The following is a 12,667-nucleotide window of genomic DNA, read 5'->3' as shown; positions in this document are numbered from 1 at the left end:
CTCCTGGACAAGGCGGGCCTAGTGGCCGCCTGCCTCACTAATACAGTTGGGTCCTTCGGCTTCTTGGCCGGTGGTGTTGGTCCCGATGGGTGGGCCCTGGACGATGGTTCCGGTATCTACGGTGAGCACGCCTCCGTCGACGGAAACGGCGAATCGGTCCATGCCGCGCGGGGCGGGGCCGCCTCGTTTTTCGCCAACCTGGTTGTATTGCGAGCCGTGGCAGGGGCATTCGAACCATTGGGATGACACACAGTTGGGTACTCGGCAGCCCAGGTGGGGGCATTTTTGGTAGAGGGCAATTACGCCGGCGTCAAAGCCTTGGTCTACGCCAACGGTCATGCCGGTGAGTTCTACGGCAGAGTATGTGTTGCGGGCTTTTTCTACGGCACCGTTGGGGTAGGCGGTAATCCACATGCGGCCTTCGGGTTTGTAGAGGAACCCGTTGTTAGTTTTGATTTCGGCCAAGATTTCAATAATGTTGCCGACTTTAATTTTTGAGCCGAAGCCGCTGACCCCTTGTGGCCAGAGGAAGGCGATGCAGGCGGCGCCGAAGCCACTGAGGCCGAAGCCCATCATGCCTACCAGGCTGCGGTTGAAGAATTGTCGGCGGGTAACCCCGAGGGCTACTGGGTCGGGGGTTACGAAGGGCTCGTCGGGGGCCGAGGGCACTACCGGGGCGTCGGCTTCGTTGCGGGCGGTTACGGCGGCGGCTTCTACTTCACGGCCGGTTGGGCCGGTGTCGGCATCTGCATCGGCCAAAGCGGGGTTGGCTTTATCGTTGCGGCGAGCTTCTTTAGATAAGCCGGCTGCGCTGCGGTCGCGGCGCTTTGATGCTCCGACCAAAACGGCGACGGCCAAAACGGCCAGGATGATGATGGCGATAATAGACATAGTGCTCACAGTTCGAAGAAGAGGCCGGCGTTCCAGGGGAACACGAAGTTGAATCCAGGGCCACGGAAGAACGATCCGATCATGACCAGCACGGCCCAGAACATGAAGTGCACGGTCATAAGCGAGATAGCGAACTTGCGATCTTCTGGCTTCTTGGAAGGGTTTTTATCCATGTAGGGGGCCATGACCAAAAGGATCAAGCCCATACCGGGGATGGTTACCCCGGCCACCATGGGGTGGAACATGGTCAACAGTTCTTGCAGACCCAAGAAATACCAAGGGGCTTTCGAGGGGTTGGGGGTTTTGTTGAAGTCGGCTAACTCCAGCAAGGGAGCGTTGACGAAGATGGAGAACAGGGTGGTGAACAGGGTTATCGCTAGGGCGGCCAAGAATTCGATGACCAGCAAGTGGGGCCATACGTGGACCTTGTCTTGCGGGGTCATTTTTACGTCTTGAATCGACCCGGATTTTACGACGGTCAACAAGCGTTGAGTGTGCCCGTCGGGGCCGCTGCCCATGGCTGGGGCGCCGTCGCCTGCTGGAACTGCTTGACCAGTGGCTGGTGTGGTGCGATCTAAGAGGTTGGCGGGGATTTTGTCTCCGCTGGCTGGTGCGTCGCCGCTGGCTGCGGGGGCGTCGGCTGCTGGAGCGTCGCCTCCTTGGGCGGCTGCGGCTTTTGCTCGAGCTTCTTCGGCTCGTTTGCGGAGGTGTTCGGGTATCTCAGTCATGGTGTCTCCTCGGCCTAAAGAGGTCCAGAGATGCCGCCGTCTTTACGGACGCGCCAGAAGTGGATAGCCATAAATATGACCAGGACAAAGGGCAACATCAGTACGTGTAATACGTACCACCGCAACAATGTGTCGGTGCCGATTTCTACGCCGCCCAAGAGGACGAAACGTACTTGTTGACCAAATACCGGGGTAAAGCCCATCATGTTGGTCCCTACCGTTACCGCCCAGAGAGCGAGTTGGTCCCAGGGCAAGAGGTAGCCGGTGAAGGAAAGCAGCAGGGTGAATTGCAGCAACATGACGCCGATGACCCAGTTGAATTCACGCGGTGGCTTGTAGGCGCCGTGGTAGAAGACTCGAGCCATGTGTAGGAACACCGAGATGACCATGAGGTGGGCGGCCCAGCGGTGCATATTTCGTACCAAGAGGCCGAAACCGACGGCGGTTTGCAAGATTTGGATGTCGTCCCAGGCCTGTGCGGCGGTGGGGCGGTAGAAGAACATTAAGAAAATGCCGGTCACGGTGAGCAGGATGAACAAAAAGAAGCTCAACCCGCCGAGGCAAAGGGTGTAGCTGACTTTGACGGCGTGGCGCTTTACCTTCACCGGGTGAAGGTGGTAGAGCACGCTGTTCATGATCACGTATGAGCGGTTCCGGGGGCTATCGCTGTAGCCCTTGCGGAAGATTGAGCCAGGACGGAAGATAGACGCCCAGGCTTGTGAGCCCTTCATCTGTTCACCCATCTGACCCATGCGCTCTTGGAGCGCCTGCCCAGTTGATTTCTTGCCGTTTTCTTCGGCCACCGTTTTCTCTTTCCCCTGCAGAAGTTATTTAGATAGTTTTGTGTGTTAACCCAACCGCATCCCATAGCCGTAGCCATGAGTGTTGGTGCGCTGATGGGCATCTCCGTCGGCGCCGGCGGCGCTGATTTTACCCAGAATGATTACCCCAGTGGGGCACCGGTCGACGCAGAGTGCACACCGGGTGCAGGCATCGTCGTCGATGGTGAAGATTACGTGGTCGCTGGGGTCGTCACCGGGAAGTTCGGTGCCGTTGGCTTCAGCGATGGCCCCGGGTTGCACCATGTGGATGCATTTCCATGGACAGATGTCGACGCAGCCTTCGCACATGATGCATTCGGCTTGGTCGATGTGAATGAACTGTTTGGGTTTAACCGATTTGAGCAGCCAGTCGGCATCTACCTGATGAAGGACGTAGTCGTCGATGAAGGTAGGAAGTGGCGGGTTGGCGTCTACGAGGCTCACGCACCTGCTCCTTCTTTGAGCAAGGGGCGGCCGTATTCTGAAGTTGGGGTGGGGGCGGTTGTTTCTTGGCCACGTTCTTGCCAAGAGCGCCACATCGAAACGTTGCCGGCGAGGATCCCTATGTAGATGCCGACGGCGATGAAGTCGCGGAGTAGTTGGTAGGTGGTGGTGAAGGGGAGGGCCCATTCCACGATGCCTTGGTCGCCGGTCCAGAAGAGGGTGGGTCCGACTACGTAGCGGTCGGGGCGCCAGTTGAGTTCGCTGTCGGCCCAGGTGAGCCATTGGTGGGGTACGACGCCGTAGACCCAGAAGAGGATGAGGAAGACGTAGGTGGCGAAGGCCATGGCTTCGCCCCAGGTAAAGACTTTGTCTTGAGGGCAACGTTTTTGGTACCAGTTGACGCCCCAGACGAGCAACATGGTGACAATGATGGATGCGGCAAACGCGACCATGTCGTTGGTACTCCTCGCAAGACGAATAGGGACTTTGTGAAATATTGCACAAACCGGTGCGAACACCAGCGTAACCGACCGAGTGGGATCCAAGGCAACTTGCCAAGAGAACTCTGTCGACTTCTTTTTCTTACGTCCAAGTTCTATCACGCGGCAGGTGGCCCCTACCACCTCTGCCACGCATTCTCTTGCAACTTCTTTTTGAACTCTTTTGGCCGAGGTGGTCATTAAGACACCATTTGGCCTACCGTCCCCGCTACCCTGCCGAACGTGCCTAACGGTAAGTTTCGACCTACCGTCCATCATTAAAACCGTCGCCCCGGAGAACACGTTGACTGAAATACCTGAGCACCTATTGAAGCGTTCAAAAAAAGCGCGCGGCGATAAGTCTGATGCCCCGGCTGATACTGCGGCCGATAGCAAAGTTGTAGAAACTCCAGCGGCTGCTGCGCCAACGCCGGCCGCTCCTGTCGAGGAAGCCCCTCCGGCGCCCGTTGCCCCTTATGTTGCGGCCGCCAATGCTCGCAAGAAGATTCCTTGGTGGGCAGCCAGCGCCCTTATTTTGTTGCCGTTGTGGGCTTTTGCTTACGTGGGCACGCTTGAACGACCGCCAGAAGAATCACATGGCGTCTTGGCGGAGGGTGAACTTATTTATGGTGCTCGTTGCGCTTCTTGCCACGGTGCGACCGGTTCCGGTGGGGTTGGTCCTGCTTTTGATAGCGGCGACTTAGTCACCGTTTTCCCAGATGTAGCCGATCAAATTGATTGGATTGTTAAGGGTTCCGATGGCTACGGCTCGGGCAATGCTTACGGCGAGGGCCGTACCGTCAACGGGGGCATGCCTGGTTGGGGCGATGTCCTTACCGCAGAAGAACTACTCGGGGTCACGCTTTACGAGCGGGGCGTCTTGGGTGGGTCAGCGAAAGCAGTTGCTTTGGCTGAGGCCATTGACCACGCAGTGGCTGGTGGCACCATTGACTTGCCGGAACATTTTGACCCGGCATCCAGCACTGTTGAAGAACTTCACGAGTTGCTGGCCCCTTTGGCCAGCGACCACTAACCCATGGTGGCCCTCCCTTTGGGGGGCGGCTTACTAATGCAGGTTTTGTCTCATGGCTGAACACGTTTACGACCTTTTAATTGTGGGCGGCGGCCCGGCGGGTGCCGCTACCGCTTATTGGGCTGCTCAGGCGGGCCTTGATGTGGTTTTTGTGGAGCGCAAGGTTTTTCCTCGGGATAAAACTTGTGGTGATGGCGTGCCACCTCGGGCCGTACATCAACTCGAAGAGATGGGCCTGGCTGATGAGTTGGCCAAGTACCACAAGTTTGATGGCTTGCGGGCTATTGCCCATGGCCGCACGTTAGAGATGAAGTGGCCCGACCATGAGGTGTTTCCGAGTCATGGCTATGTGGTGCGGCGCTACGACTTAGATGCTTTTGTGGCCGACAATGCCGTGGAGGCGGGGGCCACGTTGTTGATGGGCACCGAGGCGGTGCGGCCCATGACCGACGCCAATGACCAGATAACGGGCGCCGTGGTTTTGGATAAAGCTTCAGATACGGAACACGAAATTCGGGCCAGGTACTTGGTTATCGCTGATGGCGCTAATTCTCGTTTTGGCCGGGCTTTGGGTACGGCCCGTGACAAGAGTTTCCCTATGGGTATCGCTATTCGAGGCTATTTTGAGAGCCCGTTGCATGATGATCCGTGGATTGAAAGTTCGCTCGATGTACGTGACCGGCAAGGTAATGCCATGCCCGGTTATGGCTGGATTTTTCCGGTCGGTAACGGCACCATCAATGTAGGTATTGGTTTGTTGTCCACTTTTCGCGATTACAAATCGATTAACACCAGTCATTTGTTTGAAGAGTTTGCTTATTCGTTGCCGGAGCATTGGCAGATTGACCCGACTTCTCCTATTGCTCCGCCGACTGGTGGGCGTTTGCCTATGGCTGGTTCGGTGGGCCCCAAGGCGGGCCCCAACTGGTTGGTGGTGGGCGATGCCGCTGGTTCGGTGAATCCGTTTAATGGCGAGGGCATTGATTACGCCTATGAGACGGGTCGTTTGGCGGCCGGTTTGATTGCCGAAGCGGTGGCTCGTGGCGATGCAGAAGTGTTGACCCGTTACCCGGGCATGCTTGACGAGGAGTACGGCGACTATTTTCGGGTGGCCAGTTTGTTCGCTCGTATTATTGGTAACCCGACCTTGATTCGTGAGTTGACCCGGGTGGGTATGCGCTCACAACCGTTGATGGAGTGGGCGTTAAGAGTTATGGCCAACTTGATGCGTGAGGAAGATGCGGGCATGGCGGAGGCTACTTATCGAGCTATTTCTGCCGTGGTACGGGTGTTGCCTGATCGGCTCATTCACCCTTAATTCTCTCTTTTTCCCCACCATGGTGCAACCGGGTTGTTTGGGCGGTGACAATAGGGAGATGAGTATTCATTCTGCTGCGGTGTGGCCCGAGTTGGTGGCCTTAAATGCCGACCAAGTTGACCTTTCGTTGGTTGACCGTTTTGTGGCCGACCCGCAGCGTGCGGAGTCTTTGAGTTTTGCGTTGGGCGACTTGTGGGTTGATGTCGCTAAGCATCCGATAGATGCCGCTACTTTAGATTTGTTGTTTCGCTTGGCTAAGCAGCGAGGGGTGCCGGAATTTTTTGCTGCCATGATTGGTGGCCAGGTGGTGAACCAAACGGAGGGTCGCCCGGCGTTACATACGGCGTTGCGGGCTTCGGCTGATGCGGTTATTGAGGTTGATGGGGTCAACGTGGTACCTGAGGTACATCAGACGTTGGGCCAGATGACTGCTTTTACTGATGCTTTGCGGGCCGGCCAGGTAACGGGGGCGACGGGTCACGCTATTCGTGCCGTGGTGAGTTTGGGTATCGGGGGTTCGCATTTAGGCCCGACTATGGCCGCTGAGGCGTTGGCAGAGTTTGCTGGCCCTCTCACGGTGCGGTGGGCCGCTAATTTGGATCGGGCTGATTTAACCCAAGCTTTGGCTGGCCTTGACCCGGCTTCGACGCTGGTGGTGGTTTGTTCGAAAACGTTTACCACGGCAGAGACTTTGGCCGCTGCTGAGCAGGCTCAGGCTTGGTTGGCTGCTGGGGTCGGTGACGATGTGTCGGCGCATTTGGCGGCGGCTACCGCGGCCCCCGAACGGGCGGAAGCGTGGGGGGTTCCGGCCGATCAAGTGTTTACTTTTCCTGAGTGGGTGGGGGGTCGTTTTTCGTTGGCTTCGTCGGTGTCGTTGGGTTTGATGGCCGCTATTGGGGCGGAGCGGTTTGGTGAGATGTTGACTGGTATGCGTTTGGTCGATGACCAGGTAGTGGCTGAGGAACGCAGCGTGCCGGTGTTGTTGGGGTTGTTGGATGTTTGGCATCGCCAGGTTCGGGGGGCGGCCTCGCGAGCGGTGGTTCCTTATAGTCATGCTTTGCGGCGCTTTCCTGATCACTTGCAGCAACTTGAGATGGAGAGTTTGGGCAAGTCGGTTTCGGTGGATGGCCGGCCGGTGGAGGGCCCCACGGGGGCGGTTATTTGGGGTGCGGCGGGTACCGATGCTCAGCATGCTTTTTTCCAGTTGTTGCATCAGGGGCCAGAGGTCATTCCGGTAGATTTCATTGGTTTTGCTCAGCCGGCGGGCGGGGTTAATGATGCTTTGATGGCCAATTTGTTGGCCCAAGCTGAGGCTTTGGCTTTTGGTCGGAGTGAACAAGAGGTGGCGGCTACCGGGGTGGCTCCGGCGTTGGTTCCTCACCGTACGTTTGCCGGGGGTCGTCCTTCGACGGTGATTTTGGCGCAACGGTTGACGCCGTCGGTGTTGGGTCAGTTGGTGGCTTTGTATGAGCACCGCACGGTAACGGCGGCTGTTTTGTGGGGTATTAACCCGTTTGATCAGTGGGGGGTGGAGTTAGGTAAACAGTTGGCGGTGCGTATTGCCGACGAATTATCTGACCCGGAGAGTTCTCCCAACCATGATTCTTCTACTAACAGTTTGATGGCCCGTTACCGGGAGTGGCGAAACCCTTCGTAGGGGCGCTGCTTGCTGCGCCCTATCGCTTTCTTGCTGCGTGGCATGGTGTCAGATACCATGTCACTCCCCTGCCTCTTAACGCAGTCGGCGGCTGCTTGGGCCAGGATTTCTAGGGTTTGGTCGATGATGGCGTCGGTGTGAGAGAGGCTGGGGAACAGTGCTTCGTAGGCACCGGGGGCGAGGGCCACGCCGCGTGAGAGTAACCCGTGGAAGATTTTGGGGTACACGCCGTTTTCGGCCAGGGCTTGGGCCTCGTCAAAGTTGGTGGGCAGGGTGTTGCCAAAAAATAGCCCGACCAGCGAGCCCACTCGGGGGGCTTGGGCGTCCACGCCGGCTTGGTTGAGCACCTGGGTGAATCCGTCGGCTAGCCGTGCGGCGGTTGCTTCGAGTTGGGTGTGGGCGGCGTGGTCTAAAAGCTCGAGCGTGGCCCGCCCGGCGGCCATGGCCAGGGGGTTTCCCGACAAGGTCCCGCCTTGGTACACGCCGCCGAGGGGGGCGAGGTGTTGCATGATTTCCCAGGGCCCGCCGAAGGCTCCTACCGGCAGGCCGCCGCCGATGACCTTGCCGAAGCACCACAGGTCGGGGGTGACGCCAAAGTATTCGCCGGCCCCGCCGTGCGATAAGCGAAAGCCGGTGATGACTTCATCAAAAATTAAGAGCGCACCGGCGGCGTCGCAAGCATCTCGCAAGCCTTGCAGAAAGCCCTCGGCGGGGGCTACCAAGCCCATGTTGGCTGCTACTGGTTCGACAATGATGGCGGCCACCGTGTTATCAATTTCGGGCACCACGTTGTAAGGGGCCACGATGGTGTCGGCTACTGCGCCGGCGGTTACTCCGTCGCAGCCGCTGAGCCCTTGGTTGGCTACTCCGCTGCCTCCGGCGGCTAGTAAGGCGTCGGCGTGTCCGTGGTAGCAGCCGGCGAATTTTACAATTTTGTCTCGGCCGGTGGCTCCGCGGGCCAGGCGCAGGGCCGACATGGTGGCTTCGGTTCCGCTGGAGACAAAGCGCACTGATTCCAGGCCGGCGATGCGGTCCACCACCATTTCGGCCAAGACAATTTCGGCTTCGGTGGGTGCGCCGTAGGTGGTTCCTTTGGCGGCTGCCGTGGTGATGGCTTCGATGACCTTGGGGTGGGCGTGGCCTAATATGCCGGGCCCGTAGGACTGCACGTAGTCAATGTATTGGCGCCCTTCGGCGTCAAAAATGTGGGGGCCTTTGGCGTGGGTAACAAAATAAGGGGTGCCGCCTACTGAGCCGAAGGCCCGTACTGGCGAGTTGACTCCTCCGGGAATAACTTTTTGGGCTCGGGCAAAAAGTTCAGCGTTGCTGGTCACTGCAGAGCCTCGGCGGCCCACCGAGTGAGGTAGGTAAGAATGAAGTCGGCACCAGCTCGTTTTATAGACAACAGGTGTTCCATGGCTACGGCATCGCCGTCTATCCACCCGTTAGCGGCGGCCGCTTTGATCATGGCGTATTCGCCGCTTACGTGGTAGGCGGCCAGCGGTACGTCTACTTCGGCGCGAACTTTGGTGATGACGTCGAGGTAAGCCATGGCTGGTTTGACCATGACCATGTCGGCGCCTTCAGAAATGTCGAGGAATACTTCCATCATGGATTCTCGAGCGTTGGCGGGGTCTTGTTGGTAGCCCTTGCGGTCGCCGCCGTCGGCTATTTCTACATCGACTGCGTCGCGGAAAGGCCCGTAGAGCGACGAAGCGTATTTGGCGGCGTAGGCCAGGATTGCCGTGTCTAAGTGGCCGGCGCTGTCTAGGGCGGAGCGGATGGCCGCTACTTGGCCGTCCATCATCCCGGAGGGGGCGGTCAGGTGGGCACCGGCGTCGGCTTGGGCGATGGCCGCTTGTTGGTAGAGCTCTAGGGTGGCGTCGTTGTCGACCGTGCCTTGGGCGGTGACGATGCCGCAGTGGCCGTGGTCGGTGTATTCGTCGACGCACAGGTCGGCCATGAGCACCATGTCGTCGCCCAGTTCGTCACGCAGGTCTCGTAGGGCTTGTTGCACGATGCCGTCGGGGTTCCAGGCTTCGGATCCCACGGCGTCTTTGTGTTCGGGGATACCAAACAAGATGAGCGCCGGTACGCCCAGGTCGCGGAGTTGCCGGGCTTCTTCGACCAGGCTTTGGCGGGTGTGTTGCACCACGCCGGGTAGTGAGCCGATGGGTTGGGGGTCGGTTATGTCTTGGCGCACAAACAGGGGGGCCACCAGGTCGTTTACCGAAAGTTGGGTTTCGGCTACTAGGCGGCGCAGGGCAGCGGTTTGGCGGAGGCGGCGGGGGCGGCGTTCGATCACGGCGCGATTCTACGAAGATTCAACCCGTAGCCCACTGTTGGGCCAAATCCAAGAGACCAGACAAAGAGAATTCATCGGCTTGATGGGTTTCAAAACCGTGTTTTTGGGCAGCGGCGGCGGTTACCGGGCCCATGCACAAAGCCACCAGTGGCTGGGGCTTGCTGCATAGTTTGCGGTAGCGCTCTACTGAGGAGGCCGAGGTAAAGAGCACGGCGTCGGCGTTTTGGGCGGGGGCGAGGGCGGCGGGTTGCACAGTAACTTCGGTGTTGCGGTAGGCCACTATTTGGTCGACTTGCCACCCGGCGGCTTGGAGGCCGTCGGCCACAGTCGCCCGAGCGGTTTCGGCGCGTACCCAAAGCACCCGGCCGGGCCCGGCGGGGAACTCGGCCACCAGGGCGTCGGCCACAAAGCTTTGGGGCACAAAATCTACCGGCCATCCGGCGTCGGTGAGCTGCCGAGCGGTTTGGGGCCCCACGGCGGCTAAGCGGGTGTGGGTCGGCAAGCCAGTAAGGGCGTTGGCCAGGCGTTGGGCTCCGTTGGGTGAGGTGGCGATGATCCAGTCGTACTGGGCGGCCTGGGCTAACGCCGTTTTTAGTGCTGCTCCCCCGTCGGCGGGTTCCTTGATTTTGCTGAGCGGTAAGGCCACCACGGTGGCGCCCCAGGCAACCAGTTGCTGGATTAACTCTGGTGCTTGGTCGGCGGCCCGGGTTACTACCAGGGTGCGGCCGGCCAGCGGGGTGTTCATGATTGGTCCAGCAGGGCGCCGCCGCCTTGGTCGTCGCGTAGGCACCGGGCCAGCGAGGCGCCCAGGGTTAGGCCGTCGGTGCTGCGTCCGCTGTCTCGCAGCAAGGTGGTGCCGTCAAAAGACGACATTGCTCCGGTGAGTAATATTTCTCCGTGGTCCATGACCGCATGGGCCGCTATGGGAAGGTCGCAACCGGCGCCCAGTTCGGCGAGGAAGGCCCGTTCGGCGCCCACGGTGTTCATTGATTCTTGGTTGCTGATGCTGGCCAGCAGGGTGGCGGCGGCTGCGTCGTCGGTGCGGCATTCGATAGCTAGGGCGCCTTGGCCTACTTGGGGCAGCAGTACTTCGGGCGGTAAAACGTCGACCACGGCGGGGGTCAGGCCCAGCCGGTCGAGGGCCGCTTTGGCCATGACGATGGCGGCGAAGTCGGCAGCTTTTTCTAGCCGGGTGGCGATGTTGCCGCGTAGTTCGGCAAAGTTTAGGTCGGGGCGCAGGTGGGCCAGGTGGGCTCGGCGGCGCACCGAGCCGGTGGCGATGATTGCCCCGGCGGGCAGGTCGGCCCAGCGGGCGCCTACCAATACGTCTCGGGGGTCGGCTCGTTCGGGTATGGCGGCCAGCACGAGGCCGGGGGTGGCGGCGGCCGGGAGGTCTTTGGCGGAGTGCACGGCGAAGTCGGCTCGGCCGTCGAGTACGGCGGCTTGTACTTCTTTTACGAACACGCCTTGGCCCCCCATTTGGTGCAGGGGGGTGGTTTGGTTTTGGTCGCCGGTGGTTTCTACCACCACGGTTTCAATTTGAACCTCGGGGTTGGTGTGGGCCAGCAGTTCGGCCACCCGGTTGGTTTGCCAAAGGGCCAGCGCACTGCCTCGCGTTGCGGCCCGCAGGAGCATAAAACTTAGAGGTCGAACAGGTCGCGGAGTGCTTCGGCTAAGCGTTCGCCGCGGGCCGTGCCGGCGGCGTCTTTCATGCGCACCGTGGGTTCGTGTAAGAGTTTGCCGATGATGCCGGCGGCTAGTGCTTCGACGGTTTGGCGTTGGGCGTCGTCGAGGGTGGCCAGTTTGGCGGAGAAGCGGTCGAGTTCGCCGGTTTGTACTTCGGCGGCTCGGGAGCGCAATGAGGCCACTAGGGGGCCGACGGATCGTGCTGTGGATTCGTCTACGTAGCGGTCCAGTTCGGTGTCGATGATGGCTTGTACGGCGGTGACCTCGCGTTGGCGTTGTTTGAGGCCGTGTTCGGCAAACTCGCGGAGGTCGTCCATGTCTAAAAGGGTTACTCCGTCGATTTCGCCGGCCGAGGGGTCAACGTCGCGAGGCACGGCGATGTCCACAATCAGGAGTTCACGATCGTTTCGGTGGCCGACGACGGCAGCTAGGTCGCCGTGTTCCAAGATGACCGAAGAGGCGCCGGTGGAGGTCAGCAGTACGTCGATTTCCGCCAGGTGAGTGGGGAGTTCGTCGAGGCGCACCGGGGTGCCGCCCAGGCGGGCGGCGACGTCTACGGCGCGGTCCCAGGTGCGGTTGGCTACCAGTATTTCGGCTACTCCGCCGCCGTTGAGGGCTCGGGCGAGGCCTTCGCCCATTTCGCCGGCGCCCAGCACGAGTACTCGACGGCCTTCGAGCCCGCCTAAGCGTTGGTCGGCCATGGCGACGGCGGCTTGGGATACTGAGGTGATGTGGCGGGAGATTCCTGTTTCGGTGCGTACTCGTTTGCCTACTTCGAGGGCGTGGCGAAACATGGGGTTGAGCACGGGGCCCACGGCATTTTCGGTGGCCGAGGTTTCCCAGGCTCGGCGTACTTGGCCGAGGATTTCGTGTTCGCCGAGTACGGCGGAGTCCAGCCCGGCTGCTACGGAGAAGAGGTGGCGCACGGCGTCGGCGTCGTAGAGGCCGGTCAGGTGTTCGGAAAATTGTTCGGGCGGGGCGTGCACGATTTCGGAGAAAAAGTTGTGGATGTCTTGGTAAGCGCCGTGGAATTTTTCGGCGAAGGCGTAGACCTCGATGCGGTTGCAGGTGGAGAGCACTACGGCTTCGGTGATGTGTTCGCGTGAGGTGAGGTCGGCGAGGGCTTTGGGTATATGCGAAGCAGCGATGGTCATGCGCTCGAAAACATCGAGCGGCACGGTGCGATGGTTGAGTCCTACGACTACGACCGACACGGTCGGGTCTCCTGGTTCTGCGCGGCGAGACGCAATGGGGGGCGGGTTTGCTTCGTGGGGTCAATCATCCCTGATTTTGGGTCGTTTGGCA

13 protein-coding genes are annotated in these 12,667 nt (G+C 59.9%); 3 read left to right on the top strand and 10 right to left on the bottom strand.

Translation table 11 applies throughout. From position 1 onward, the window contains the following. Window positions 1-18: 18 nt before the first annotated feature. From EYQ49_09650 to EYQ49_09630, 5 genes are all read right to left on the bottom strand, one after another. Window positions 19-891, bottom strand: a complete 873-nt coding sequence (locus EYQ49_09650; GenBank protein ID HIG26132.1) for a hypothetical protein — start codon at window positions 889-891, stop codon at window positions 19-21. A gap of 5 nt (window positions 892-896) precedes the next feature. Then, on the bottom strand, window positions 897-1,619 hold the full coding sequence (locus EYQ49_09645) for a menaquinol-cytochrome c reductase cytochrome b subunit (protein HIG26131.1): 723 nt from the start codon (window positions 1,617-1,619) through the stop codon (window positions 897-899). 14 nt (window positions 1,620-1,633) lie between these two features. After that, complete coding sequence (locus EYQ49_09640; protein ID HIG26130.1) at window positions 1,634-2,371, bottom strand: DUF4405 domain-containing protein; 738 nt, start codon at window positions 2,369-2,371, stop codon at window positions 1,634-1,636. 96 nt (window positions 2,372-2,467) lie between these two features. Next, window positions 2,468-2,884, bottom strand: a complete 417-nt coding sequence (locus EYQ49_09635; GenBank protein ID HIG26129.1) for a 4Fe-4S dicluster domain-containing protein — start codon at window positions 2,882-2,884, stop codon at window positions 2,468-2,470. Further along, on the bottom strand, window positions 2,881-3,336 hold the full coding sequence (locus tag EYQ49_09630) for a hypothetical protein (protein ID HIG26128.1): 456 nt from the start codon (window positions 3,334-3,336) through the stop codon (window positions 2,881-2,883). Before EYQ49_09630 ends, EYQ49_09635 begins: the two co-directional genes overlap by 4 nt. A gap of 211 nt (window positions 3,337-3,547) precedes the next feature. Here EYQ49_09630 and EYQ49_09625 point away from each other — a divergent pair, with 211 nt between their 5' ends. From EYQ49_09625 to EYQ49_09615, 3 genes are read left to right on the top strand one after another with little or no spacing between them, the layout of a single operon-like run. After that, complete coding sequence (locus EYQ49_09625; protein HIG26127.1) at window positions 3,548-4,396, top strand: cytochrome c; 849 nt, start codon at window positions 3,548-3,550, stop codon at window positions 4,394-4,396. A gap of 52 nt (window positions 4,397-4,448) precedes the next feature. After that, the gene (locus EYQ49_09620; GenBank protein ID HIG26126.1) at window positions 4,449-5,714 is read left to right on the top strand and encodes a geranylgeranyl reductase family protein; all 1,266 of its coding nucleotides are present in this window, start codon (window positions 4,449-4,451) and stop codon (window positions 5,712-5,714) included. Continuing rightward, the gene (locus EYQ49_09615) at window positions 5,635-7,371 is read left to right on the top strand and encodes a glucose-6-phosphate isomerase (protein HIG26125.1); all 1,737 of its coding nucleotides are present in this window, start codon (window positions 5,635-5,637) and stop codon (window positions 7,369-7,371) included. Before EYQ49_09620 ends, EYQ49_09615 begins: the two co-directional genes overlap by 80 nt. Here the strand turns inward: EYQ49_09615 and hemL are convergent. From hemL to EYQ49_09590, 5 genes are read right to left on the bottom strand one after another with little or no spacing between them, the layout of a single operon-like run. Next, window positions 7,344-8,705 carry a glutamate-1-semialdehyde-2,1-aminomutase gene (hemL, locus tag EYQ49_09610; GenBank protein HIG26124.1) on the bottom strand — a complete coding sequence of 454 codons (1,362 nt, stop codon included), beginning with the start codon at window positions 8,703-8,705 and terminating at the stop codon, window positions 7,344-7,346. The two genes, EYQ49_09615 and hemL, sit on opposite strands and share 28 nt — an antisense overlap. Next, on the bottom strand, window positions 8,702-9,676 hold the full coding sequence (hemB, locus tag EYQ49_09605) for a porphobilinogen synthase (GenBank protein ID HIG26123.1): 975 nt from the start codon (window positions 9,674-9,676) through the stop codon (window positions 8,702-8,704). The genes hemL and hemB overlap by 4 nt, the downstream gene beginning before the upstream one ends. Window positions 9,677-9,695: 19 nt before the next feature. Continuing rightward, window positions 9,696-10,421 (bottom strand): uroporphyrinogen-III synthase, encoded by a 726-nt coding sequence (locus tag EYQ49_09600; protein ID HIG26122.1) that lies wholly within the window; start codon window positions 10,419-10,421, stop codon window positions 9,696-9,698. Beyond that, on the bottom strand, window positions 10,418-11,311 hold the full coding sequence (hemC, locus tag EYQ49_09595; protein HIG26121.1) for a hydroxymethylbilane synthase: 894 nt from the start codon (window positions 11,309-11,311) through the stop codon (window positions 10,418-10,420). Before hemC ends, EYQ49_09600 begins: the two co-directional genes overlap by 4 nt. 5 nt (window positions 11,312-11,316) lie before the next feature. Beyond that, window positions 11,317-12,612, bottom strand: a complete 1,296-nt coding sequence (locus EYQ49_09590; protein HIG26120.1) for a glutamyl-tRNA reductase — start codon at window positions 12,610-12,612, stop codon at window positions 11,317-11,319. Window positions 12,613-12,667 lie beyond the last annotated feature (55 nt).

It is taken from the genome of Acidimicrobiia bacterium, assembly GCA_012959995.1.
GTDB lineage: Bacteria > Actinomycetota > Acidimicrobiia > Acidimicrobiales > MedAcidi-G1 > MedAcidi-G2B.
The sequence above is the reverse complement of the archived record's forward strand: the minus strand, read 5'-3'. Positions and strand labels throughout refer to the sequence as shown.

Excerpts from the sequence above, each read along its gene's own strand:
- EYQ49_09650 (HIG26132.1), bottom strand. The coding sequence starts at position 891 with ATGTCTATTATCGCCATCATCATCCTGGCCGTTTTGGCCGTCGCCGTT.
- EYQ49_09645 (HIG26131.1), bottom strand. The coding sequence starts at position 1,619 with ATGACTGAGATACCCGAACACCTCCGCAAACGAGCCGAAGAAGCTCGA.
- EYQ49_09640 (HIG26130.1), bottom strand. The coding sequence starts at position 2,371 with ATGGGTCAGATGGGTGAACAGATGAAGGGCTCACAAGCCTGGGCGTCT.
- EYQ49_09630 (HIG26128.1), bottom strand. The coding sequence starts at position 3,336 with ATGGTCGCGTTTGCCGCATCCATCATTGTCACCATGTTGCTCGTCTGG.
- EYQ49_09620 (HIG26126.1), top strand. The coding sequence starts at position 4,449 with ATGGCTGAACACGTTTACGACCTTTTAATTGTGGGCGGCGGCCCGGCG.
- EYQ49_09615 (HIG26125.1), top strand. The coding sequence starts at position 5,635 with ATGCGGGCATGGCGGAGGCTACTTATCGAGCTATTTCTGCCGTGGTAC.
- EYQ49_09600 (HIG26122.1), bottom strand. The coding sequence starts at position 10,421 with ATGAACACCCCGCTGGCCGGCCGCACCCTGGTAGTAACCCGGGCCGCC.
- hemC (HIG26121.1), bottom strand. The coding sequence starts at position 11,311 with ATGCTCCTGCGGGCCGCAACGCGAGGCAGTGCGCTGGCCCTTTGGCAA.